The organism is Tengunoibacter tsumagoiensis (genome assembly GCF_003967535.1).
GTDB lineage: Bacteria > Chloroflexota > Ktedonobacteria > Ktedonobacterales > Ktedonobacteraceae > Tengunoibacter > Tengunoibacter tsumagoiensis.
In genome coordinates, this window is the sequence record NZ_BIFR01000001.1 from 1,605,931 (window position 1) to 1,630,282 (window position 24,352).

Below are 24,352 nucleotides of genomic sequence, written 5' to 3' on the forward strand. Positions count from 1 at the left end.
TATACTGCCTAGTAACATCAAACACAAACGACTGGCCCGTAGCCAGAGAATAGACAGATAGAACACAAACAACCAAATATACATCCAGTAATACTCATCCAGAGAGGTGGAGGGATACGGCCCTATGAAGCCCGGCAACCCGCTTTCCAATGTTGTTAAGCAGGGTGCCAATTCCGGTGAAATATGTGAGAACTGTTTCACAAGATGAGGGGAAGACGCGAAGACGCAGAGCCCCCCAGTTGGAGGGCTTTTTTGTTACCTCTTTGAGTAAGAAGGATCTGTGCAAGGAAGTTTGTGCGTACATTACAAATTGACAAAGAATGCGTTGAAGAGGAAGAGTAGATCACAACGGGCGGCTACAGAGAGTTGACGAAGATGAGAGGTCAGCGCCGTACCAGGGTTGAAGATGGCCTCTGAGTTGCAAGTTGAACACTTTCCTATGAAAATGAAAAGACCATTGATAGAGAGAGTTAGTAGGCTGAGCCGTGGGCTTCGTTACAGCCAGAGTGTTGTTCACTGCCAGCGAGAGCATAACAACACTTAGTAAGGTTGATACCGTGAGGTCTCAACAAACCAGGGTGGTACCGCGATAACGTTTACCCCTCGCCCCTGTGGGGAGAGGGTTTTTTTGTTCCCATTTTTCCAGGAAGGAGCATGCAATGGTAGCACAATTAGAGTATGTTAAGCGGGTGGAGCCTTTGATGAAGGATATGGCGAAGACACATGGAAGCACATTTACGTTTGATCATTTGCCGTTGCAGCAAGGCGGGTCGCTCAGTCCCGTAACCATTGCATATGAGACCTGGGGAACTCTGAATGACACAGGGGACAACGTTATTCTGATTACCCATGCGTTAACTGGTGATTCCCATGCTCATGATCCGGCCCATCCAGGCAATTGTAAAATGGCCTGGTGGAACCCCCTCATTGGTCCTGGTCGTGTTTTTGATACGGATCGCTATTTTGTCATCTGCTCCAATGTGATTGGGAGCTGTTATGGCAGTACTGGCCCAACCTCACCCGATCCTCGCACTGGTCGTCCCTATGGTATGCGTTTTCCAGTGATCACAATTCGGGACATGGTCAGAGCTCAACATCGATTGATTGAGCATCTTGGTGTTCGTCATCTGGCAATGGTTGCTGGTGGCTCGATTGGAGGCCAGCAGGCATTGGAGTGGGGAGTCCTCTATCCGGATCTGATGGATAAGGTTGTTGTGATAGCTGCGACCGCCGCTCTCACAGCGCAGGCCATCGCCTTTAACGAGGTAGGACGGCAGGCGATTATGGCTGATCCCAATTGGTACTGTGGCGATTATTGGCCTGGGAGCGGCCCCAGTACTGGCCTGGCGATTGCGCGTATGCTGGCTATGATTACCTATCAAAGCGAAGAGGTGATGGAGCAGCGTTTTGCACGCAAGCCCGTCCAGCAGGCTATGGCCCCTTCGCCCGCCAATACCCCCGAACTTGGTGGCCGCTTTGATGTCGAAAATTATCTCTACCATCAAGGGAATCGTCTGGTTGAGCGTTTTGATGCTAATAGCTATCTCTATCTCAGCCGGGCAATGGATCTCTATGATGTCAGCGAAGGCTATCCCTCGCTCGAATTTGCCTTGCGACGCTTGCAGAGCAAACTTCTTTTGATTGGTATTCGCTCAGATTTTCTGTTTCCCGCGGCCCATGTGCGCTGGCTGGCCGAGAAGGTTCGCTCGCTTGGTGGTGATGCAACCTATATTGAATTAGATTCTCCTCATGGTCATGATGCCTTTTTAAAAGATTGGGATCAACTGACCATTGCATTACAACAGTTTTAATTGGAATGTGATCGATCTCATTCTGATTGTAGTAGGTATTATTTTTGTAGCAGGTTAATTAAAGGAGTACTACTCATGGCGCTCAACAGCAAACGGAGTTATGGTTTTGAGACCCTTTCTCTTCATGCCGGACAGGAGACGGCAGATAGCGCAACCGGAGCTCGTGCCGTTCCCATTTATCAGACAAGCTCCTATGTGTTCGATAGCCCCGAGCATGCTGCCAACTTATTTGCTCTGGCTCAGCCAGGCAATATTTATACACGTATTATGAATCCAACGCAGGATGCCTTTGAGCGACGTATCGCCGCTCTTGAGGGAGGCATTGGCGCATTGGCAGTAGCTTCGGGCCAGGCTGCTGAATCGCTGGCGATCCTGAACCTGGCGGGTACTGGCGATGAGATTGTGGCTTCATCCAGCCTGTATGGTGGCACCTACACGCTCTTCCGCTATAGCTTTGAGAAGTTAGGGATTACCGTACGGTTTGTTGATGGAACCGATCCTGAGAGCTTCCGGGCAGCGATTAACGAGCGTACCAAGGCTATCTATGCTGAGACGTTGGGAAATCCTCGTCTGGACACGCTGGATATCAGTGCTGTGGCTGCTGTGGCCCATGAGAATGGTCTTCCATTGATCATTGACAACACCATTCCTTCACCATATCTGGTTCAACCTTTGAAGCATGGAGCTGATATCGTCGTCCATTCGGCAACCAAGTTTATTGGCGGTCATGGCACCTCTATTGGCGGTGTCATTGTCGATGGTGGTAAGTTTGATTGGGCAGCCAGTGGACGTTTCCCTGGATTCACCGAGCCTGATCCAGCCTATCATGGTATCCGTTATGCTGACGCTGTAGGCCCGTTGGCCTATATTATTAAAGCGCGTGTACAGTTGTTGCGCGACTTCGGGCCTGCGATTACTCCTTTCAACTCCTGGCTCTTCCTTCAGGGATTGGAGACGCTCCCTCTGCGCCTGGAGCGTCATAGCCAGAATGCCCTTCGTGTGGCACAGTTCCTGGAGAGCCATCCTGCCGTCAGTTGGGTGAACTATCCAGGTCTTGCCAGCCATAAGCAGCATGAGCTTGCGACCAAGTACTTTGAGCATGGCCTGTATGGAGCTATTGTTGGCTTTGGTATTAAGGGTGGCCTGGAGGCTGGTAAGCAGTTGATCCGCCATATTGAGCTCTTCTCGCACCTTGCCAATATCGGCGATGCTAAATCGTTGATCATTCATCCAGCCAGCACAACTCATTCGCAGTTGACGCCAGAGGAACAGGTTGAGTCAGGCGTAACCCCTGATTTTATCCGCCTCTCGATTGGCCTGGAGACAGTAGAGGACCTGCTCGAGGATCTGGATCAGGCTCTGAAGGCTGCCGTCGCTGATGTAGGAGAAACCGTTAACGCGTAACGTCGTGCTCTTGCTGAAAGCTTGTTTCTGTTCTTTTTATACTGAACAAAGAAACAAGCTTTCAGTCTAGTCATACAAGTTTTGTAGCGTGGGGGCCAGCCTCCAACTTGCAAGACAAGCATGTCAGAATGTTGGTGTTTGGAATGGAACAGACAGTCAGTGTATTAAAATTTGGTGGTACATCTGTAGGAAGTGGAGAGCGTATTCGACGTGTGGCTGCAATTATCGCAGACATTTTCAAGGACCCCTCCACGCCATTTCCTGTAGTCGTTGTCTCTGCAATGTCAGGTATTACCGATCAGCTTTTAAGGATTGCTCGAGCTGCCTGTTCCCAGGAGCGCGAGCAGTATGAGCAAGAGCTCACGACATTGCGCCAGAAGCATCTAGAGGCTGCTGAGAAAGTTACCGCTTCGGAGCGAGGGCGAGCACAATTAGAGATTGAGCTAGAGGCTGGTTTTGTGGCTCTCGCACAGGATGTTGAGCGCTTACGACAGGCGGCTGAAGAGAAGCAAGCGGTACATCTACGGACAGCTGCGGTGGCCTCCTGGGGTGAGAGACTGTCGGTCCTGCTGGTGGCTGCGGCTGTGCGTGAGTTGGGAGTGGAGGCCGAGCCAGTTCGGAAAGAGATTATTATCACCAGCCATCCCGCTCACGATCCTTCACAGCCGTTTGGCGTTGTAGTAGGAGCTGATCCTCTGGGAGAAGAGACGCGTGCAAATGCACAGGCTGTCGTAAGGCCGCTGGTGGAGCAAGGGATTGTGCCGATTGCAGCAGGTTTTATGGGACGAACCATTACCGGGTTTGTGACAACCCTTGGACGCAATGGTTCAGATTATTCAGCGACAGTCATTGGAGCAGCCCTGGATTGTGCTGAGGTCTCTATTTATACTGATGTTGATGGTGTCCTGACAGCCGATCCACGTCTGGTGGCGAATGCTCAGCTTCTGCCTCGATTATCTTATGCTGAGGCGGCACGACTCTCCTGGTTTGGTGCAAAGGTTCTGCATCCGCGCACCTTGATTCCCATTGCCCCTCGCAATATTCCTGTGCGTGTACGCAACTCATTTCGTCCTCATCTGCGTGGGACAGTTATTGGACCGGAAGACGGTCGTCCCAGTGGAGCTGGTGCGATCTCTATTCGACGTAAACTGGCTTTAATTACGGTTGAGAGTACGGATCTCTTTGGAGCCCCTGAGAATGCCGGTCAGGTCTTTGTGCTGGCCGCTCGGGCTGGTGCAGCGCCAGTGGCTATCTGTTCGTCGTCTGGTCATCATCTTTCATTTGTGATTGATGAGGAGGCTGCTCAGTCGGTTGTAGCTCTTTTGCAACATGACATGGATAAAGCAGTCTGGAAGGTAAGTTCACGGACTGGCCTGGCGGCCTGTGCCTGTATTGGTTCAGGTTTTACGGCAGATCCCAAAAGTTCGGCACGAGCGATTACAGCTCTGGCTCGTGAACGTATTCCAGTGTTAACAAACGGAGCTTCGGAGCAGGGTATCACCCTTATTGTCGAAGATCGGGATAGCGAGCGTGCGTTACGCTGTCTACATCGTGATCTTGTTGCGCCGGTGATCCCACTGGTTCGCAGACCAGAGGCCGTCGTGACAGTTAAGAACGAGACGTTGTTAAAGGCATAGATCTGCGAACTGGTTTCGACATATGAGGTAAATGATTTCGAGAGGTTGAAGGTGTCAGATATGGAGACTCTTTATACTGATCTTCTCAATCGTTTAGCGGCTATTCCTGAACGCATTCAGCAAGTTGTACAGGGACGTAATCAGAGTGATTATGAACGTCATCCATTCGCCAGTGAATGGTCGCTCGTAGAAATTTTTGCCCATATACGAGCCAGTGACGATATTATTGCTCCTCGTGTATTAATGATTTTGACACGCGAGAGGCCAGCATTTATGGACTTTGATGAGAGGCGTTGGGCAGAGCTTGCAGGATATATTGAAGCGGATATAAACCTGTCTCTTCAGACCTTTACCCTCCGAAGGGCAGAACTGGTGCGCACCCTGAAAGGTATTGCTCCAGGGGCCTGGGAACGGATCGGAATCCATGAGATCAATGGACCACAGACATTACGGATGATGCTCCAGGGATTTATTGCTCATGAAGAAGGACATTGTCAACAAATAGAAGCATTATGGGCTAGAAAATAAGAGAAAACAAGATGGGAAGAGTACCAGCACAAAAGATCCCCGTAGCTATATTGGGTGCGACGGGCATGGTGGGCCAGCGTTTTATCGAGCTGCTTCAGGATCATCCCTGGTTTGAGCTTGTTGGTCTGGCGGCCTCAGATAGACATAATGGGCGTCGTTATGACGAGGTAGCACGTTGGCGCTTTCCAAATAGCGAGATGCCTGCTGCTGTTGCAGCCATGCCAGTGTTTCCAAGTCGCCCCGAGGCCTTGCCTCCCGTCAAGATTGTCTTCTCTGCTCTTCCAAATGAAGTCGCAGGCGAGATTGAGCAGTCCTTTGCCCGGGCCGGGGCTGCTGTTTTTAGCAATGCAAAGAGCCACCGAATGGCCGCAGATGTGCCTTTGCTGATCCCCGAGGTCAACGCTGATCACCTGGCAGTAATTGCGCAGCAGCGTCGAGAGCGGGGCTGGTCAGGTTTTATTGTGACCAATGCCAATTGTGCCTCTACTCCAGTTGTCATGGCATTTAAGCCCTTGCAAGAGGCATTTGGTTTGCGCAAAGCCTTTGTTACGACGCTGCAATCGATCTCGGGTGCGGGTTATCCGGGCCTCCCCTCTTATGATATCCTCGATAATGCGATTCCTTATATCGGTGGTGAGGAAGAGAAGGTGGAGAGCGAGACCTTAAAGATGTTGGGGTCATGGCAGGAGGGGCAGGGCTTTCAGAATGCACCGCTGGTTGTAAGCGCGCACTGTAATCGTGTTCCTACGCGAGAAGGCCATCTGGAATGTGCAAGCATTGAATTGGGACATGAAGTCAGTCCTGAGGAGATTATCGAGGCCTGGGAGAGCTATCGGCCTGAGTCACAGACGCTGGGGCTTCCCAGTGCACCTGAGAAAGTCTTGCTCTATCGACAGGAGCCAGATCGTCCACAGACGCTTCGTGACCGGGATGCCGGGAATGGGATGACTGTGACCCTGGGCCGACTGCGCAGGTGCCCTCTGCTCAGCTACAAATTTGTTATGCTCGGTCACAACACTATTCGTGGAGCAGCAGGAGGTTCTGTTCTTAATGCAGAGCTCTGTGTCAGCAAAGGCCTTATCTAACCTTAAGGTTTAATCTGTGCAGATATTCCACGCGGTAGCCCAATAGCGCCCTGTGTGACCAGCATAAATGGGTCCTCCATCATTTACGACTGTAACAATAAATGATGGAGGACCCATTCACCATGACTGCTCCTATTTTGTTGTTTGGACGGCAGCAATCAGATCCGGGATCAGCTTAGCGGCATTGGGCGTACCCAGGCCAGTGACCGCATCCCAGCCAGTGCTGGCTGAATAGCCCTGTACAACCGTATTGCCATGTACGCTTGAATTATTCCCCTCAGTCACATCGTGGAAATCTTGAGCATAGGTAGAAGAGGCCCCCAGTTGATAAAGGGCAGGATTAATAAAGCCCAGTGGGTGGCCAGCTTTCTGATTGGCGACAGCCATCAAAGCTGCCCAGACAGGCGTGCTGGCGCTGGTACCTCCGGCCAGACTCCACTGTCCATTGATATAGATGGCCATGCCAGTGGATGGATCTCCAGCTGCCGAAACATCTGGCACCCCGCGACGATTCTGAAACAGATTCTGTTGAGATCCGGCAAGGCTCTGTTGATAAGAGGGTGTTTGATAGAAGCGGCTGAAGCCGCCACCACTGGATTCCCAGGCTACCTCGCTCAGTCCACTGGTACTATGTTGGACGCGTGTACCACCAACGCTCGTTACCCATGGAGAATCTGCGGAAAAGCTCGTTGTCGGAATTGTTGCGATCTGTGAATGATTAACATCAGCGTAATCAGTTGCTCCATTATCGCCAGAGGAAGAGAAGATCGTCAGATGCTGTTTCGTCGTAGCATCCTGCAAGAGTGTATTCCACTTCGACATCTCTTGTTTACCCGCCTCATCAGTCAGTGTCAATTCTGAAGCGCCCCAGCTTTGCGAGATAATAGTGCCCAATTTATGGTCAATGGCATATTGGATTAATTGGCGGAACTCTGGCAATCCTATCGTCCCCTCAGTCTCAGAGACAGGACTTGTCAAAACCACAACCTTTGCCTCGGGGGCTAACGCATGGATAATCTCTACATCAAGCTCGGTTTCCAGTCCCCAGCCGCCTTTATCGTGTTGAGGGTCAGATTCGGGCACATTGAGGGGTGAAATAACCTGGAGATCAATCGGTGGCAGACCAAATGTCTGATCAAAGACCTGCATATCGTGCTGAAGATTCGGGCTGCCGAACGAGACAATATCAATCACCGTCTGACCCTTCCCCGTAAAGCCCTGCTGATACAAAGGATCGAGTCCATAGAGCGTGCGCATATCCTGAGGTGTTAAGCACGCTCTATAATAGCTTACCCCAGCAAGTTGAGAGGGGCAGACCATTTTCTGTGGATAGGTAATCGTTTTCGCAGAAGGCGTTGATTGACCATTTGCATTCCCTGGTGCGGTTGCACAGGAGGCCAGAAGCAAGCCGAACAAGAGGACCAGACAGAGGCGCCGAGCTTGACAATCCATTCTACACTCCTAAATTTCAGAATAGCTCAAAATATCCCCAGAGCACAGCAATATCTGCTCAATGGTAGTAACAGAATATTGAGTCCCCTCGAGTTTCTACCTTGCATTTCTCTCCTATCTTAACACAAATCTATGGAGCACTTTGCCATCTACATAGTGTGCTCTCTTCATACATCGCAAGAACATATTCCCGAGTCCGCTTCTTTCAAGCAGATAGAAGACGTTTTCTTCATAAAAATGAAGCAGAAAGTCATCATTAATGATCATAACAATCTCACCTCCACCCTCCTTTGAGAGAGGGCAGAGAGTAATTAAATTGGACGAAATAAGTGCATAGTGCAGGAAATGTAGTGAGAATGTAGGACTATAGGCCTACAGTAGGAGTAAGAATTTGACCGATAAGACTGCAATTAGGTAAAGTCTGGATATGTACTGAGTGAGTTGTGTGTCAGGTAGTCTCATTGTGGTGTACTACTACTAAAAAGTGAAGGTATTACGTATGTTGTCTGTGAAGCGTCGTCAAAATCGTACTGCTATTGAGGAACAGAGCGGCACCTCTCCACTTCCCATGCCTGGAATAGCCCAGTACTCGCCAGTTGAGCAGCGGTCTTTTCCTGATGCATCTGCGATACCAGATGGGGCCCTGTCAGCGTCGCAGCAGTTTCCTCAGTACAATTTTCCTGCAACCAATCCTATCAATGATGGCCGAGCCCTTCCAGAAGTTTACGGGGTAGTGCCGGGCAATGGTAGGGAGAATCGCCAGTTGATGGAGATTCAGACAGGGCCAGTGCCAGCGCTTCCAGCTACTCCTACAACAACCTCGTTGCGTACGCCGGTTGTCATTCGAGGAAGTAGTAAAAAGAGCTCAGGCACTATGCTTCCACCCAGACCACAGGGGAAGCGTTTATTTTTGCATTCGACAGTAACTATTTTGCTGGTCTTGCTGGTTGTGGGAGCCTTATTTGCTGTTCTGCCGATTGGACCGGGCCACGCCAGTGGCTTAAGCTTACTTAACCTGCCAATCAGTATGGTGCCTGCCAAAAATACCAATAATGCCCTGATCGGAGCCCAGATTGCCACAGCCACAGCCGTCACACAGGATGGGTATGATCCAGGAGGCGGTCTTACATATGCAGGAGTGAACTCTGCCCCAACAACCTCTCAGGGCAGTCTTTCTGCCTCAGACATTGGTAGTTTGAATCGCTTTTTTTATGGACAATGCACCTATTGGGCCAATATGCGCTATCATCAATTAACTGGCCACTGGGTCCCCTGGCTCGGGAATGCAGCCGAATGGAAGTGGGGAGCGATCAATAATGGATGGGTCGTATCAAATACGCCCAATCCTAATGGCCCTTCCATCATCGTCTTGCAGCCTTATATACAGGGAGCAGGCTACTATGGGCATGTGGCCGTCGTAGAGTCTGGCACAACCGCAACAACAGTAAGTACGAGTAACTGGAACTGGGCCGGTTACTGGGGGAGAGAGTCATGGGTCGACTTTAGCGTTGGCAGTGGCGTCTCATTCGTCTGGTACCCTGGCGCGTAAGATCGAATTGGCGTCAATAGAAGAGGCACCTTCTTACTTTTCCATCTCAAAGAATAGCTCCATCATACTATTGATGGAGCTATTCTTTGACTTTTTAAGGGTATACCAGGTACATTTTATCTGTATTCTCTAGAATTTAGGAATTGAGAGCGTAAGTAAGTATATTGTATTCATAAAAGAAATTGAATAAAGGTGTGAGGCATGTCATCAACTATTCAGGAAGAGGAACTTCATCCTCAGGATCAGCCATCTGTAGAGACTGTTCTATTACCTGTTGTTCCTCAATCAGTAGAGCCGTTGAGTGAGCAAGTTGGTGTGAATAAACTCCGTAAGCCAGTGCGTATTCGTGGACGAGGCAAGAAAAGCTCATTTCCCCTGCGGCCCCCAAAACCGGTGGGCCCGCGTCTGTGGCTGAATGTTGGCATCTGTTGCACAGTAGCTGTGACCTCCCTTGGCGTGCTGCTATCAGTTCTACCAGTTGGGGAAGGTGGACATCCTTTGCTCTTCCCACTTTTTTCGGGTCGGATACAAAGCGTCCAGGCGAGGACCAATAATCTCTCTCAGATCTCGTCTCAGCAGGCAACAGCAACTGTTGTCATGCAGGATGGCTATGATGCCGGTCCAGGCAGCTACGCAGGTGTGCCCACTGTAGTGTTGACAAATAATGATGGGAATCATTTTTATGGTGGCCAATGTACGGCCTGGGCAAGCTGGCGCTATCATGATGCAACTGGCGTCTGGGTATCGTGGCTGGGGAATGCTGGGGACTGGGCGGCTGGTGCTTCGGCTGCTCATTGGACGGTCTCCTCGCAGCCCAATCCCAATGGCCTTTCAATTATCGTGTTACAGCCAGGTGTGCAGGGAGCTGGTGGGGTCGGGCATGTTGCCGTTGTCGAGCGTATCAATGCCGATGGCAGTGTTTACACAAGTAATTGGAACTGGCAAAACAATTGGGGTATCACAACGTATTGGACTTTTAAGCCAGGGCCAGGGGTTAGCTTTATCTGGAAATAGTAGCTCAGCTTTATTTAAACGATGAGATTGAGTCGAGAGAGCACTTATCTAGTAGGAAGCCAGTGTGCCAGAAGAGTTTGATAGTGTTCAATCATCTGCGAGTGCTCTTTTTGCTCATCTGAACAACAGCTCTGAAGCTGTTGTTCGTGATAGTGCAGTTGTTCCTGTGCTCCGATTAATGCTTTCATTGAGACGCGGGCTCGTTTGACCTGTTCTGCTGGAATGGGTTGCCAATCGGAGCGTTGACGCCAATTAATATAGGGACAATTGCGGCACTTATTGGCGCAGCAATAGCCACGGCGGGAAAGGAAACCGCGAGTTGCCACAAAGAGACCATCGCTACTAACCTCCCAGTCGTTTTCATTCCGCATAATTAACATTGCACACTCTTTCTTGCCCTGTGAAGATTTTCAACGTGTCCCATTCATTTTCCACTCTATGGTGGAGATCGAAATATATTGTTGGGTATTGTAGCTGAAAAAGACCACTCGCGACAAGATGTTTGACATGGTATTTTGCATACCAGTGAGCTGTGAAAAAGAGAATAGGCCAGCTGGCACAAGCTCTAGAGCGGCATTGGCGTCTCCCTCACAAAAAAGTGACCCTGGCTCTTGCTATTGTCTTTGTGATTATACGCTCATCTTTGTTATCACAAGAGAAAGAGTAACTCCTTCTGCGAGCGTATGAGATGGATCAGACCAGTGGGAGCCGATCGCTATGGCTCTGTTCCGTTGAGGCACTTCGTCTACTCTGAAGACGATGCATAGCTTTTCCGATACGTTCAATCCCTGTAACGAGTTGCTCTTCGGTTGGCGAGGCAAAGCTCAGGCGCAGATACTGATGGCCTCCCCCATCTACATGAAAAGGTTCGCCGATGATAAAGACGACCTGTTCCTGAGCCGCTTCACGCAACAGAGTCCGCGCCCGCATCTCACCGGGCAAACGGCACCAGAGATGCATTCCCCCCGCAGGAATAGAGATACGATACCCTGTTGGCCAGGATCTCTCAATCGTTTGAAGCATAAGCAGAAGCTTTTGCTGATAGTTCTGACGAACATGGCTCAGATGAGTCGAGAGGAGATCGTGTTCATAGAGCTTATTAACGATCCACTGGCCCAGTGCATTCGTGTTAAGGTCAAAGACCTGTTTGTGGAGAGAGAGCCGTTCAATGACCGGCTCAGGAGCAGCTAGCCATGCTACACGGAGTCCAGGTGCTAAAATCTTAGAGAACGTGCTAAGGTAGAGCACATGACCGTGTTTATCCAGAGCCTTGAGAGGCTGTGGTCTTTCTGAACCAAAGTAGAGCTCACTGTAGGGATCATCTTCAAGGATTGGAATCTGATAGCGTTTGGAGAGCAGCAATAATCTGCGCCTCCTTTCAGGCGAGAGAACCGTCCCGGTTGGATTCTGGAATGTGGGTAACGTATAGATCAGGCGTGGTTGTCGGCGTGCCAGGATAGACTCGAGCAGATCAACGCGCATCCCTTCATGATCAGTTGGGACACCAATCACGCGAGCTCCGAGTGCACGAAAGGTCTGAATGGCCCCCAGATACGTTGGAACCTCAACCACTACCTCATCGCCCGGCTGCAAGAGAAAGCGTCCAATCAGTCCAATACCCTGAGTTGAGCCAGAGAGGATAAGAATATTCTGCACATCGACAGAGACTCCACGTTGTCTCATCTGGGCTGCAATATGATGGCGCAGAGGGAGCGAGCCCTCAACCGGACAATAGCCCAGAGCGCTTTGTCGATCAGCCAGCAGATCATCATTCATGAGCGTATGTATGAGCTCGGCTGGCAGCATCGTACTGGAGGGAGTAGCCTGAGCCAGAGAGATAATCTCGCGTTGTCCCCCTAATTCTGAGAGATCGCTTAAGAGACGCGCATCAGGATCGGGCAGCACCTCTTCACCAGAAGCCAGGCCAAAGAGCCAGGAGGGCATCTCATCATTCATATATTCATCATCATGAGCATGAAAATACGTCCGTTTGACCAGCGTGCCACGTCCCACATGACCCTCAATCAGGCCTTCGCTGGCCAATTCATTATAAGCATTCATAATTGTCGTGCGATTGACTGCCAGTTCCTGAGCCAGAGCCCGCTCAGTTGGTAGTCGGGTTCCTTCAGCCAGTGTGCCAGTAAGAATCGCTTCCCGTAGACCCTGGCTAATCTGGCGATAGAGAGGCGTACTACTTGAGCGTTCAAGCTGCACAAGAGAATGGATAGAGGCCGTAATGGGCGGTAAGGATGATGGAATTGAACGAGATTGGCGCATAATCTTCTCCTCAATTGGCTGCATATCTTTCTAGTGTACCCATCTTACAAAGGAAAGACAAGCGCCAATTGGCTCCCTTTGTCCTCAGCCAATCTGCGCATAGTAGATAAGAAATTGATCTAGATATCCCACTTGTCCTATTCATTTGGGAAAACAGCGACTTTTCGTTATCCTAAGTAATAGAAGCTGTTATTTTGATATCGGCGGGTCTGTATCAAAGAAGAGGATGTGTGGTGTTGAAAAAGAATCAAGTACCGCCCAGGCAATCAGAACCGAAACGCTACCAAGAGCCTTCGTTCTCCGCCAAGGCAGACGAAGAGCCTGAGATAGAAGAGGTTGCTCCAGGAGTGCCCATCGTGCGTAGCAACACGCCACGGCCACTCTCATTTGAAGCGATGATCTCATCCAGTGGTCTCGCACAGCGTTCACAGCAAGGTGAAGCCGGAACCAGTTTTCCCACGATAGCCCCTTCAGCTCCTCCCCTTCCAGAAGAGCTGGCCTCCCCCCTCCCAGGTACTGCGGAGCCTATGCCGGAGGCTGGCTCAATTGAGCATATTTCTCCGTCCAGTGCGGAAGAGAAGAGGCCAGAAGAGTTACTAATATTTGAGTATGGATTGGAGATGGATGCAGCCATCTTGAACAGCCCGGAGCGGCTGAGTGGCCAGGCGCTTCCAGCAGGGCCAGCAGTCTTGCGTGGCTATAGCCTGATGCTGGGGGCGCAACAGATGCATGGAGGCATGGGGCCCACTCTGGCTGCGATTGTACCTAGCGCTCAAGTGGGTGATGAGGTCTGGGGAGTGCTTTATCGTGTTCCCCAACAGCTTAGAGAGAGCAAGGATAACGAACCATCGTTGCTAGATACCATCCATGCGGCTATTGAGCCACAAAAATTTTTTAAAGGAGAACAGGTTGTAGTGCATGAAAAACAGAGTGACCGAGAGATCGAATGCGTTGCTTACGTTGCCACTGATATTGCTTGCAAACAACTGCATCTCGTCTCCGTTGATCAATGGAGCGGCGATACACAATTTATTCAACGCCTGACAGCAATTGCTCGTAAACAGCGTCTACCTGAGCGGTATATCAGACAATATGGACTGACGAGCCTGTCAGCGCAGATTCCTACCATGGTTCCACCTTCTGTTTTACCAGAGGCTTTACCAGAGGAGCAAGGGCGGAGCGAGAGAAGCTCTTTCCATACCATGACCGATACAGATCTTCATGCTGATCTTCATAGGAGCATGGAGGCAGATACTGAACCATTGCCGACCTTTGGCGAGCAAGAGTCAATGCTTTCAAGGATCAGTCCAACACCAAAACTGCTCGTGCCTATCTCGGTCGTACCTATGCAGCGCTGGCTTATCTTCTTCGCACTCTATCTCGCGCTGCTGTTGCTGGTCGTCCTGACCTTCTCTGTTTTTCAGGGCATGGGGATGGGCAATGGAGTCTTAAATAATCATTTCATGCTCCTGGACGTTCCCTGGTTAATTATGTTATATGGATTGTTAGGAGGCTGTATTAGCTGTATTGTAAGCCTTCGCTCGGTGCATTTTGAGAGCCCACCACTCTTTGTTATTATCACCTGGTTTACGCGCCCTTTTATTGGCGCTTTGCTTGCTATTTTTGCTCATTTATTACTGACCAGTGGTTTTTTTGTCATGGGGGATAGTGCTCAGCAGCATATGCCTTTCTTTTTGCTGGTTGCGGCCTTTGCAGGGTATTGTGAAGGATGGATCTTTGCGCGGTAACGTCAGGAGAAATTGCTTGAATGGTAGAGGCTGGTGTCAAAGTCAATCTGGCAGCAGCCTCTTATCTATGCTCTGTTGTGATCTCTATGATCGCATGCGTTAGAAGTCTTCGGTATGGAACAGAGCGCGAACAACACGCTCAGGATCATGGCGAGCAAGCGAATCGCCCTCCAGGCGCAACTGTTCAACCACAAGATTGGGAACAAGGCGTGCTAAACGTGCTGTATCGATCTCAACTGGCTCGCTCTGTTCATTATGATATGTTTTGAGCACATCAACTGGGAAGGAGCTGTCATTGACCAGGACACGATCAACACGTGCCCCAAGATAATGATGGATCTCATTGACAAAGTCCGAAGCCTTATAGCCATCTGTCTCGCCATGTTTTGTCATTAAATTACAAATATAGACCTTTTCCGCATCTGATTCTCGTACGGCACGTGCAATTTCGGGAACAAGAAGATTTGGGATCAGACTGGTAAAGAGGTCGCCAGGTCCAATCACAATAGTGTCTGCACGACGAATAGCTCGAATGGCCTGCGCACAGGCAGGTGCGTCTTCAGGCATGAGCCGTAAGCGTTTGATAGGTGAAAGCGCTTCAGGATGTTTTTTACCACGAGTATCTATGTCGGTCTCCCCGCAGATTGACGTCCCATCCTCCAGATCAGCACAGATGGTCGTCTGCGCAAGTGTGACGGGCAGGACATTTCCTGCGGTCCCCAACAATTCCTGTGCATCTTCAATTGCGAGCAAGAGATCATCGTTGTTAATATCTTGTAGCCCTTTTAAGATCAGATTACCCAGACTATGGCCACCAACTCCACCACCGCCCTGTTCACTAGAGCTTGTATCAGTACGTTCAAAACGATGCATGAAGACTTCACGCCAGAGAGCTCCATTCCGGGCCAGCGCGACCAACGACATTCGCAGGTCTCCTAGAGGTAACTGGCGACGAAATTCATCCATCAATTTTCGCGAACTACCACCACTATCAGACATTGTGACAATTGCAGTGATATTAAAAGGGTATTTTTTTAGATGTGAAAGGAGTGAAAAGGTCCCTGAGCCTCCACCAATAGTCACAATTCGCCGTCCTGCAAATTTGTCTCCCCCGCGATTATTTCGCTCCATGGTGTAACTCCTCTGGTTGACTTCAGGTCTGAGATTGATCGTACGTTCCTCACTCACGACGCGTTCCTCTATTACAATTAGACGTACAGTACGTTAACTCTTTGTGGTCGCTTTTCATTAGCAGACAAAGAGAGGATATGTTTTTAATCATAGCAGATTGTGAAAAGTTTAAAAGCCTTCACAGAAATATCAAAATAGATTATCTGATTTTTCATGCATTGACTTCTTTAGCCTTTCACAGAACAGTCTACCACGACTGAATAACTCATGCAAGAAGCTATTTTCTGTTCCTTCTCTCTTCACTTTTTACAAACTATCTCACGTTCCCTGGTTTTCTCTTTTTTATAGCCTGCTTGTTCTTATAATATGTAACCGGAAAAGATAGACGTAACCTTTTCTTGAATTTATTACTGTACTCGCTTGCTAACTGGTGCTTTTCCATTCAAGCTTTGTTCTTGTGTAAATGCTTTAATTGATATATACTGTTCATAGCGGACCATCTCTCTGCCACTCTGTGGGCGCGGTGGTAGAGGCTATAGGTGGGCCGTTTTTTTTGCGTGTGTTTTGTGTTTGCTTTTATGAAGATGCTCTCCAGTCACAATGATACCTGAGACGCAGTTACCCTGCGTCTCGTTGTATAGTCTAGTAGAAAGCCTTCTGAGATACAGAATAGCTTGTCTTTATTTTTTGCTTGATTATCGGTATCGTTATAAGAGGTTAAGAATGCTGCAAGTAGATCAACGCCAGCTTGGTAATACTGGGATAAGAGTTCCAGCGCTCGGAGTGGGGATCTGGAGTTGGGGAGAGAAAGGCTTCTGGGGCTATGGAAAAAGTTATACGCGAGAGGATGTCACGCAAGCCTATCAAGCTTGTCTGGCTGCTGGCCTGAATTTTTTTGATACAGCCGAGGTTTATGGCAATGGAGAGTCTGAGCGTATCTTAGGTGAATGTTTGCGACAGGATGGGCAGCCGATTCTGATTGCCAGTAAATTTGCGCCATTGCCAACCCGTTTGTCTGCTAAGGCTCTTCTGACGGCTCTAGATAAGACCTTAGAGCGCCTGGGCGTCTCTACAATTGATCTGTATCAGATTCACTGGCCCTATACATTCCTGAGTATTGATGCTTTGATGGATGCTCTGGCAGAGGCTGTGAGAGCAAAAAAAGTGCGGGCAGTTGGTGTAAGCAACTATAATGCTCAGCAGATGCGTCAGGCTCATGCTCGTCTGGCGCGCTATGGGATTCCGCTGGCATCTAATCAGGTACATTATAGCCTGTTACATCGTAAGCCTGAGGCCAATGGAGTACTGGATGTCTGTCGAGAGCTCCAGGTTACTCTGATTGCTTACTCTCCTCTTGAGCAGGGTCTGCTGACAGGAAAATTCCGCCCCGGGGTAGAGCAGCTCAGACCAGCCTTTCCACGCAGTCTACAGAAAGCCTATCGTTCAAATGAGCTTGAGAAAATGGAGCCACTCTTTCAAGTATTGGAGCGTGCAGCGCAGGCTCACGATAAGACAGTGGGGCAGGTAGCCTTGAACTGGTTACTGAATAAAGATAGCCTGATAATTCCCATTCCAGGTGCAAAGACGCAGAAACAGGCACAGCAGAATGCAGAGGCACTGGGCTGGCGTTTGAGTTCAGAGGAACAGGCAGAGATTGCCAAAGCCGCTGAAAAGTGGGTAAAGTAACGTGGTAGCAGAAAAAGCAGATGGTGCAAGAGTTCTTTCTTGCACCATCTGCTTTTGTTATTGGCCTTAAAATTTCTTCGTGACGATTGTGAGAGTACCGCCAGATAGATGAGGATTTTTTAGTAGCGATCGCGATCGCCGCCGCGATTGCCGCCATAGCGACGTCCGCCACCACCGTTCTGATAGCCACCACCACGGTTGCCGCCGCCGCCGCCACCAGCGGGGCGCTCGCGGGCTTCATTTACCGTAATAGTGCGATTGCCCAGTGTTGAACCATTCAAGCGCTCCATCGCGTACTGGGCATCCTGTGGATTGTCCATCTCCACAAAGCCAAATCCCTTACTGCGGCCCGTCTCTCGATCCATAATGACGGTCGCTGAACTGACCTGTCCGGCCTGTTCAAACAGGCTGATTAATTCCTGTTCAGTTGTTTGATAAGGAAGGCCACCAACGTAGAGTCTCATATGTATGCTCCTGTCATGACATCGTCCAAACCATTGTTGCTCGAAGAAACCGTTTCTCACAGAAGCATACAATTCGCTATGTGATGTCATACTACTTCTACAAACAGGGAGGGGTGGCTCATTATTCCCCTTCCTGCTGTCAATTTTATCATCTTGAAGTACTATGGTTCAAATAGCGTCAAACATAGTTTTTTAATCTCAAGCTTCGGGCTGTAGACGGACTAGCATGCTTCCTAACCAGAGTGTCCAGGCGGCAAAGAGAAGCGTGGCTGGTGTTGTAAGAAGGCTCTGGCCTGTGACAGGTGCGCTGGCAATGGCAACGGCGCTTCCACTCAATAGTGCTGTTACGACGAGGGCGAGATAACCAAAGGCAGTCCACATTTTTGGCCAGAGATCTCGTGCGCGAACAATCATGACGCCAAAGAAAAAGGTGGAGAGCGCGATCAGGCCAATGGCGACGGTATTGCTCAGAATTGCAAACAGGCTGGCAAAGGTTGCGATAGCAGATGGTTGAGTAGAGCCCTGCGTATAGCCAGTCCCGAGGCTGACAAAATAGATGGTGCTGATCAGTGTGACTAAGAGATAGAGGCCCAGGCCAATCATCCCCGACCAGGCTGCAAGAACGATAAAACCTTTGCCTCGCCAGGCATCTTCAGGCAGGTCTTCTGCTTGTGATAGTTCCTCTTCAGGTGCTGTCTCAGTGCTCTCAGTGCTCTCAGCGGTCTCAGCATTCTCCAGTTCAGCCGCTCGTTCCTGTTGTCCCAGGAGCTCTTGAGCCACAATAATGCGGAAGAGTGAGAATGGGAGGCTAAACAGAAGTGCAAAGGCGATCAATAAGAGCAGGCGATAGCCTATAAACAAGAGATTATGTGTATGCAGCCAGCTCAGATAGCCAGTAAATTGGCCATTGCCTGCTGCATTCAGTGCATCGCTGAACCCGGTTGGCGCAAGCACAAGTATCTGATAGAGTGGGATACAGATAATGAATAAAAAAGCACTAAGCAGATAGCCAGCACCATTTAAGCGGAGCCGCGCTAGTAGACTACGTTTCATCGGTGTACCTTTGTGAATAAAATGGTGATCGAAATTGTGATCCAAATGGTTCTTCAAAAGAACAAACTTCTCTGTAAGAGTATTCCAGAGAAATGTGAATTGTGCAAGGTGTCTCTTTCATGGTTTCATAGTGATAGGATTCTTGGAATCATGGGGCCGTTTTAAGCCCTATTTCTTTGTCCGATAAACGTCATCTTATTGAGTATGAGTTATGATAGAGAAGATGTGGAACATGCTTCTTCAGAACATGTTTTTTGTAGAGAAGCGGTCAGCGAGAAGTGCTCGAGAAGTGCTAAGGAGAATAGAAGGCGATGCCGAGAGATTTACCATTGGGGAATGGTCAGTTATTGATCAATTTTGATAAAAATTATAACCTGCGCGATATTTATTGGCCGCATGTGGGTCAAGAGCTCCATACAGCTGGCAATGTTTCGCAGACGGGCATCTGGGTTGATGGGGCTTTTGCGTGGCTTGGTGCTCTTGAATGGCAGCGTGAACTGCGTTACGAGCCCGAGACGCTGGCAACTCAGGTAACACTTATCCATTCAGGTCTACAAGTACAGGTTCAGTTTCGTGATGCCGTTGATTTCTACCGACCAATCTTTGTGCGTCATATACGGGTAACGAATCTCGCTAATCGGCCTCGTGAAGTGCGGATCTTTTTTCACTATGATTGGTATATCAATAATGATGTCGGCGGAAATACGGTCTTTTATTACCCGGCGGCCCAATCGCTGGTAGCGTATAAAGAGAGCGCTTATTTTCTGCAAAATGGGCAATTTGGATCGCAGGCAGGCATTAGTAGCTGGGCGACGGGCATCAAAGAGTTCAATGGTGCCGAGGGGACATGGCGTGATGCAGAGGATGGAGAGCTGGGTCGAAACCCCATTGCTCAAGGATCGGTAGATGGTACATCGGCTCTGTACCTGGGTACTGTTGGGGAGCAGGCTATGGTTGAAGCGTACCACTGGCTGGCGGTGGGAAGAAGCCTGACGGAGGTTGTGGAGCTCAATAATTCATTAATCGAGCGAGGTGCGCAGACATTTCTTCAGCGTACGGCTAACTACTGGCGCAGCTGGGTAAACAAAGATCAGCAGCGCTTTGCCAATCTCGCGCCTGAACTTGTTCTGCTTTATAAGCAGAGCCTTCTCATCTTGCGAACGCAGATTGATGCGGGGGGAGCTATCATCGCCGCCAACGATGCCGATGTTGAGCATTTCTCGCGCGATAGCTATTCCTATATGTGGCCCCGCGATGGGGCTCTGGTCGCTAATGCACTGAGCCATGCAGGCTATTCTGAGATTACCCGTAATTTCTACGATTTCTGTAATGCTGTTCTCACTCCGGATGGCTACCTGCTCCACAAATATAACCCGGATCGCTCCTGGGGGAGTAGCTGGCATCCCTGGATTGATAAAGAAGGGCAGCCGCAGCTCCCCATTCAAGAAGATGAGACTGCGCTGGTTCTCTATAGCCTCTGGCAGCATTATGATCATTTTCATGATATTGAATTCGTCGCGCCACATTACCGAACCCTCATTACACCAGCCGCAGATTTTCTGATCAGCTATCGAGAGCCTCATACGCATCTCCCAGCCTCATCTTATGATCTGTGGGAGGAGCGGCGTGGTATTCTGACCTATACTACGGCAGCAGTCTATGCTGGTCTGGATGCCGCTGCTCGTTTCTCAGCCCTGTTTGGTGAAGAGGCACTGGCAAACAGCTATCGTCAGGCGGCAGAGGAGATTAAAGCGGCGGTGTTAGTCTATCTCTGGGATGAAGAGCGCGGCCACTTTCTACGTATGATCAATGTTGCGAAAGATGGTTCTATTAGTAGAGATACGACGTTAGATAGCAGCGTTGCAGCCGTCTTCCAATTTGGTATGTTGCCCGCCAGCGATCCACATATAGAGCGCACGATGCAGCAGCTAGAGCAGACGCTCTGGGCCAAAACGGGAGTGGGTGGGATGGCCCGTTATGAGAACGATTATTACTATCAAGTGACCCATGATCTGACGCAGGCACAGGGAAACCCGTGGTTTATCTGTACTCTCTGGCTGGCTCAATATCGTATTGCTCATGCCACAACATTGGATGAGTTACAGCAGGCCCTGCCCCTATTAGAATGGGTACGTAGCCATGCTCTTCTAAGTGGAGTCATGGCAGAACAGGTCAATCCATTTACGAGCGAACCATTAAGTGTCTCGCCTCTGACCTGGAGCCATGCCGAATTTGTGCTAACTATCCGCTGGTATCTTGGCCGTTACCAGAAATTGCAGGCGTCTTTGCAGGCATAGCAGTGACATATATTCTTAAACACATAACTTTTTTCGTACCTCGTGCATGAATAAATACATTATCACATGTCAAGTAGGGAAAGTCGCTTGTCTCTTTCCTCAGTTCCTGCTCCGCTGTGTGAGCCCCTTCATTGCTCAATGGGAAAACGGGAAATGGGAAAGGAGGTTATGGAGGGGCTGGCATGGCGGAACGGGAAATTTAGGAAGGAGACAAGCGACCTTCCCTACTTGTCTTGTTGTATCTTGTTCATTTTCACGCGTAAAACACTGTAAAGTAGGGAAAGTCGCTTGTCTCTTTCCTCAGTTCCCACTCCGCTCTGTGAGCCCATCCATAGCTCAATGGGAAAACGGGAAAGGATGTTATGGAGGGGGTGGCATGGCGGAATGGGAAATTTTGGAAGGAGACAAGCGACATTCCCTACTTGTCTTGTCATATCTTGTTCCTTTTCGCGCGTAAAACACTGTAAAGTAGGGAAAGTCGCTTGTCTCTTTCCTCTGCTCCTGCTCCACTCTGGTCACCCCTCCATAGCTCAATGGGAAACGATGCAATGGAGGGGCTGGCATTGTACAACTTAAGGCTTAGAAAGGAGGCTGCTGCTTTTCAACAACGGCCTGGAAGACAATGATCTGACTAAAGCCTACTCCATCTACCTGGTAAGCATAACATCCAGGCACCTGTAGACGTGTATCTGAAGGTCGATCATACCACTGTTGAGAGTTCCCCTGTGGAATTGTTAAGGCAATTTCTGAAAGTAGCCCTTCATCAAAACGGATTTGATGCGAATTATCGAGTTGGGAACCTCTAATGAGGAGAGGGCCATAGTAACTGGAACGGACTATCCAGCGGACTTTAGCTCCACCCCAGCCCTGACTCTGTCCATTTGCATAATGTTGTGCATCTGTAAATAGTAGGACAGGTTGTTGGGAAGGCTGAGATAGCCCAATAGCTGCATACGCGGGGCCATTTCCTATAGTAATCGGAGAATCAGCATCAATTTGTCTGGCAGATGATACTGGACAAGATTGATCAGTGGAAATCCTGGGAAGCTGAAGTGGTCTCTGACGCAGTGTCGCTAGCGTTGGTGCAGAAGTGGCTATTGCTGAAGGATGTTGAGAAGATAATGGCTGCTGAGTACAAGCTACTAAAAGGATCGTGAGAGCACACAGAACGCAGAATTTTCTCATAAAAGACTGAACCATAAAGCCATCTCCTTGATTAGATGCTCTTTGCAGATTCCAACTATAGTGTACAAGTAAACCAGTCGCTTGTTATAGTAATCTTCAGACAATTGCGTTTTTTTTATCATTCTATGTTTCAGAGTTATTTTACTTAATTTCATTTTTTTTGTCAATCAAGCGTAACTAATCGATAGAGCCAGGAGAAGATGTTCAGTATCGAGTTTCACTTGATCCTAAAAAATTTGTAGACGCTCTTTTTTATTAAAATGACATTGCTTTTCCCGAGCCACGTTTCTTATTGCCGGAACTCCACCTGTCACAACAAGACCAATTCGGAACTGGAAGCCTACCTATAACCTGTTCTAAGGAACCTTTGAACTTCTTGTGGTTAATGAACATCAATCAGTCCTACAATGAACCCCGTAATTGGATAGAGCGTTCTCGTATGCGTTTTTAAAGAGGGGATAAGAACCGTTGTGAGGTGGTTTTCTGCAACTGAATGCCGCTGTCTAGAGTGTAGAGTATAGATAGCAGGTAGATGCTAATGATGAAGACGATGGGATTGGGAGGGTATGACCCCATCACACTATGTTTTTGGAGGATTGCATGCCACGCTGGTTGTATTTCTTATTATTCTTTTCTGTACTCGCCTTTGTGTTATCTTTTTTTACCATACCGCCATTACTCCTCTTTGTAATAGCTGCGTTGGGGATCATTCCACTGGCCGCATTAATTGGTCAGGGAGTTGAGGATGTGGCCGAGCATACAGGAGAGAAGATCGGTGGACTTCTCTTTGCCACTTTTGGGAATGCTACTGAGCTGATTATTGGTATTCTGGCTCTAAGCAAGGGGCTGGTGGAGGTCGTCAGTGCCTCAATTATCGGGTCTATTCTGGGCAACGCCCTGCTGGTTCTGGGTATAGCTGTCTGTGTGGGCGGTTTTAAGCATGGCCGGCAAGAGTTTGATGCCCGATCTGCCAATCAATATTCCTCTCTCTTCGCTCTCTGTATTGGTGGTCTACTGCTTCCCACGGTTGCTGAACTGCTGGCCAGCCATACCCATCAGGCTCAGATCATCGAGCGAGGAGTGTTGCTCTCGGATTTTATTGCGATTCTATTGCTGGTTGGATATGTGGCCTCGATTCTCTATAGCGTCTTTCGGGTAGGGGATAAAGGTGGATCAGAGGAGGAGGAGTTTGAGCCACTGCTGGGACCGCGCTCTGAAGTAGCGATTTTACGGCTTTTATCCTATCGACAGCATGTACTGGCAAATGGCAAAAAAGGGAAGACTGGTGTGTTGAAGAGCATCGATAAAACCTTAAATGCTATTGTCACTCATGAGGCCAACGGAAAGGTTGCGCCGGAGGCGGTTGCGGTCGCCACAAGTAGTCCAGAGAAAGTTGTTGCAGCTATCTCTGGTCAGCAAGTAACGGCAGCAGGGAAAGAACATGAGCAAGCGCGCCCCTCTCTCTGGAAAGGATTGTTCCTGCTGATAGGTGCAACGATTGGGGTTGGGATTCTGTCTGAGATTCTCGTGGGTTCGATCGAACCCATGGCTGAGGTACTGCATTGGAATTCGGCTTTTGTAGGATTGATCTTCCTACCATTAATTGGCGGCCTACCAGAGTACTTTAATACTATCTCGATGGCACTGGATAAGCGGATGGGCATGGTGCTTGCGGCCTCAGCGGGTTCATCGATTCAGATTGCATTATTAATGGCCCCGATCCTTGTACTGGTGAGTCTGTTTATGCCAGTACGGTTGGATCTGGTCTTTAGTATTCTGGAACTGGGTGTGCTGGCCCTGGCAACCTTCCTCTTTAGCGAGATTACCAAGGATGGTGAACTGGTCTGGCTGGAAGGATTTTTGCTGATATTGCTCTATGCAATGATGGGTGGAACCGTCTTTATGTTTGGAAGCGCCCGTTTTTAGAGCTGCCCCTGGTCGTCGTTCATGATATCTGTATAGAGCAAAGTAAGGGAAGGTTTTACATCAAACCTGTCTTCTGCACAGAGCAGATACCATGAACGACGGTTG

Annotated in this window: 18 protein-coding genes and 1 riboswitch; of the genes, 11 read left to right on the forward strand and 7 right to left on the reverse strand. The window is 49.2% G+C overall.

Annotated elements, in window-relative coordinates; genetic code table 11:
- Window positions 1–91: 91 nt before the first annotated feature.
- A riboswitch (SAM riboswitch) is annotated at window positions 92–211 on the forward strand.
- A 448-nt stretch (window positions 212–659) separates the two neighbouring features.
- The 5 genes from metX (at window position 660) to asd (ending at window position 6,465) form a co-directional block, all read left to right on the forward strand.
- Window positions 660–1,811 carry a homoserine O-acetyltransferase MetX gene (metX, locus tag EL628_RS06285; protein WP_126579121.1) on the forward strand — a complete coding sequence of 384 codons (1,152 nt, stop codon included), beginning with the start codon at window positions 660–662 and terminating at the stop codon, window positions 1,809–1,811.
- Window positions 1,812–1,886: 75 nt separating this feature from the next.
- A complete protein-coding gene (locus tag EL628_RS06290) occupies window positions 1,887–3,215 on the forward strand; it encodes a homocysteine synthase (RefSeq protein WP_126579122.1) in 1,329 nt (442 codons plus the stop codon).
- Between the two features lie 143 nt (window positions 3,216–3,358).
- A complete protein-coding gene (locus EL628_RS06295; protein ID WP_126579123.1) occupies window positions 3,359–4,852 on the forward strand; it encodes an aspartate kinase in 1,494 nt (497 codons plus the stop codon).
- Between the two features lie 60 nt (window positions 4,853–4,912).
- Complete coding sequence (locus EL628_RS06300; RefSeq protein ID WP_126579124.1) at window positions 4,913–5,380, forward strand: DinB family protein; 468 nt, start codon at window positions 4,913–4,915, stop codon at window positions 5,378–5,380.
- A gap of 11 nt (window positions 5,381–5,391) precedes the next feature.
- A complete protein-coding gene (gene asd, locus EL628_RS06305; RefSeq protein WP_126579125.1) occupies window positions 5,392–6,465 on the forward strand; it encodes an aspartate-semialdehyde dehydrogenase in 1,074 nt (357 codons plus the stop codon).
- A gap of 132 nt (window positions 6,466–6,597) precedes the next feature.
- On the opposite strand, the gene EL628_RS06310 is transcribed toward asd, so the two are convergent.
- Entirely contained in the window at window positions 6,598–7,917 is a 1,320-nt protein-coding gene (locus EL628_RS06310) for a S53 family peptidase (RefSeq protein ID WP_126579126.1), read from the reverse strand.
- Between the two features lie 499 nt (window positions 7,918–8,416).
- Between EL628_RS06310 and EL628_RS06315 the strand changes: the two genes are divergently transcribed.
- The gene (locus tag EL628_RS06315; protein ID WP_126579127.1) at window positions 8,417–9,466 is read left to right on the forward strand and encodes a CHAP domain-containing protein; all 1,050 of its coding nucleotides are present in this window, start codon (window positions 8,417–8,419) and stop codon (window positions 9,464–9,466) included.
- 201 nt (window positions 9,467–9,667) lie between these two features.
- Window positions 9,668–10,480, forward strand: a complete 813-nt coding sequence (locus EL628_RS06320) for a CHAP domain-containing protein (protein WP_126579128.1) — start codon at window positions 9,668–9,670, stop codon at window positions 10,478–10,480.
- A gap of 44 nt (window positions 10,481–10,524) precedes the next feature.
- On the opposite strand, the gene EL628_RS06325 is transcribed toward EL628_RS06320, so the two are convergent.
- Both EL628_RS06325 and pdxR read right to left on the reverse strand, forming a co-directional pair.
- On the reverse strand, window positions 10,525–10,860 hold the full coding sequence (locus EL628_RS06325; RefSeq protein ID WP_126579129.1) for a DUF5522 domain-containing protein: 336 nt from the start codon (window positions 10,858–10,860) through the stop codon (window positions 10,525–10,527).
- A 313-nt stretch (window positions 10,861–11,173) separates the two neighbouring features.
- Window positions 11,174–12,757 carry a MocR-like pyridoxine biosynthesis transcription factor PdxR gene (gene pdxR, locus EL628_RS06330; protein ID WP_161975306.1) on the reverse strand — a complete coding sequence of 528 codons (1,584 nt, stop codon included), beginning with the start codon at window positions 12,755–12,757 and terminating at the stop codon, window positions 11,174–11,176.
- Between the two features lie 236 nt (window positions 12,758–12,993).
- Here pdxR and EL628_RS06335 point away from each other — a divergent pair, with 236 nt between their 5' ends.
- On the forward strand, window positions 12,994–14,505 hold the full coding sequence (locus tag EL628_RS06335) for a gamma-glutamylcyclotransferase family protein (RefSeq protein ID WP_126579131.1): 1,512 nt from the start codon (window positions 12,994–12,996) through the stop codon (window positions 14,503–14,505).
- A gap of 99 nt (window positions 14,506–14,604) precedes the next feature.
- Here EL628_RS06335 and EL628_RS06340 read toward each other — a convergent pair whose 3' ends face one another.
- Window positions 14,605–15,636 carry a gluconeogenesis factor YvcK family protein gene (locus EL628_RS06340; RefSeq protein ID WP_126579132.1) on the reverse strand — a complete coding sequence of 344 codons (1,032 nt, stop codon included), beginning with the start codon at window positions 15,634–15,636 and terminating at the stop codon, window positions 14,605–14,607.
- A 723-nt stretch (window positions 15,637–16,359) separates the two neighbouring features.
- On the opposite strand from EL628_RS06340, the gene EL628_RS06345 reads away from it, so the two are divergent.
- Window positions 16,360–17,322 carry an aldo/keto reductase gene (locus EL628_RS06345; RefSeq protein WP_126579133.1) on the forward strand — a complete coding sequence of 321 codons (963 nt, stop codon included), beginning with the start codon at window positions 16,360–16,362 and terminating at the stop codon, window positions 17,320–17,322.
- 119 nt (window positions 17,323–17,441) lie between these two features.
- On the opposite strand, the gene rbp is transcribed toward EL628_RS06345, so the two are convergent.
- The gene (rbp, locus tag EL628_RS06350; protein WP_126579134.1) at window positions 17,442–17,786 is read right to left on the reverse strand and encodes an RNA-binding regulator; all 345 of its coding nucleotides are present in this window, start codon (window positions 17,784–17,786) and stop codon (window positions 17,442–17,444) included.
- A gap of 198 nt (window positions 17,787–17,984) precedes the next feature.
- Entirely contained in the window at window positions 17,985–18,839 is an 855-nt protein-coding gene (locus tag EL628_RS06355) for a hypothetical protein (protein ID WP_126579135.1), read from the reverse strand.
- Window positions 18,840–19,150: 311 nt separating this feature from the next.
- Between EL628_RS06355 and EL628_RS06360 the strand changes: the two genes are divergently transcribed.
- Window positions 19,151–21,136, forward strand: coding sequence for a glycoside hydrolase family 15 protein (locus EL628_RS06360; protein WP_126579136.1), 1,986 nt, complete (start codon window positions 19,151–19,153; stop codon window positions 21,134–21,136).
- Window positions 21,137–21,715: 579 nt separating this feature from the next.
- Here the strand turns inward: EL628_RS06360 and EL628_RS06365 are convergent.
- Window positions 21,716–22,336 (reverse strand): hypothetical protein, encoded by a 621-nt coding sequence (locus EL628_RS06365; RefSeq protein ID WP_126579137.1) that lies wholly within the window; start codon window positions 22,334–22,336, stop codon window positions 21,716–21,718.
- A gap of 585 nt (window positions 22,337–22,921) precedes the next feature.
- On the opposite strand from EL628_RS06365, the gene EL628_RS06370 reads away from it, so the two are divergent.
- Window positions 22,922–24,247, forward strand: coding sequence for a calcium:cation antiporter (locus tag EL628_RS06370; RefSeq protein ID WP_161975307.1), 1,326 nt, complete (start codon window positions 22,922–22,924; stop codon window positions 24,245–24,247).
- Window positions 24,248–24,352: the final 105 nt, after the last annotated feature.